Source organism: Phytoactinopolyspora halotolerans (assembly GCF_010550675.1).
Taxonomy (GTDB): domain Bacteria; phylum Actinomycetota; class Actinomycetes; order Jiangellales; family Jiangellaceae; genus Phytoactinopolyspora; species Phytoactinopolyspora halotolerans.
This window is the reverse complement of record NZ_JAAGOA010000060.1, coordinates 1-1,044: the sequence shown is the minus strand read 5'-3', so window position 1 is coordinate 1,044 and position 1,044 is coordinate 1. Positions and strand designations below refer to the sequence as shown.

1 protein-coding gene and 1 pseudogene are annotated in these 1,044 nt (G+C 63.8%); both read left to right on the top strand.

The window, feature by feature from the left end:
- Window positions 1-669 (top strand): carbohydrate ABC transporter permease (locus tag G1H10_RS32080; protein WP_163745355.1); only part of this gene is annotated, 669 nt, incomplete at its 5' end.
- A gap of 7 nt (window positions 670-676) precedes the next feature.
- A pseudogene (locus G1H10_RS32075) lies at window positions 677-1,044 on the top strand (hypothetical protein); the annotation flags it as partial.

Genomic DNA, 1,044 nt, shown 5'->3' with positions numbered 1-1,044 from the left:
ACGGCGTTGTATACGGCGGGGACGTTGTTGGTGTTGGTTCCGGTGCCGTTCGTGTTGGCGGCGGTGTTGCAGTCCAAGCTGGTGGCCCGGCAGGCGGCGTTGCGTTCGGCGTTCTTCTTGCCGGTGTTGACCTCGTTGGTGGTTGTCGGCGTGGTGTTCTCCCTGTTGTTGACCACGAATGGTCTGGTGAACAGTTTCCTGGGGTTGTTCGGGGTGCCGGCGCAGGGCTGGCTGGAGACGAGGAGTCTGGCGATCCCGGCGATGATCATCATGGCGTTCTGGCGTTGGACCGGGATCAACATCATCTATTTCACGACCGGGTTGTCGAACATCCCGAGCGAGTTGTACGAGTCCGCTTCGGTGGACGGGGCCGGGCCGATGCGCAGGTTCTGGCACCTGTCGGTGCCGTTGTCCAAGCCGATCATCTTGTTCGTCACGGTGTTGACCATCTTCGGCGGGTTCCAGTTGTTCGTGGAGCCGTTGATCCTGTGGGGCACCGGGGGCGGGCCCGGTCAGGGCGGGCTGAGCGTGGTGGTGCACCTGTACCGCACCGCGTTCACCTCGTTCCAGCTCGGCTACGCCTCGGCCATCGGCGTCGTGCTCGCACTGATCATCATGACGCTGTCGCTGGTCACCCTGAAACTCTTCGGCTTCTTCAAGAAGGAGTGAAACGGCCGTGACATCTGAGCACGCCACGACATCGCCGGAGGTCCAGGTCGATCGACCGGACGGCGGGCACCCGCGGTGGCCGTCGACCCTGCATGCGGACGGGCGGCGCCGCCGGTTGCACGGCGGACCGAAGAAGGTGATCGCGACCGCGCTGGTCACCGCCGTCGCGATCCTGTTCATCATCCCGTTCTACTGGCTGCTGATCAGCGCGCTGCGCCCATCAGAGCGGATCTTCGCCGACGCCGGGAACTTCCTGCCCTCGGCGATCACCCTGGACAACTTCACCAACCTGTTCAACCAGACCCCGATCCTCACCTGGTTCGCCAACTCGGTCATCCTCGCCACCGGCTCCACCATCGGATCGATGATCGTGGT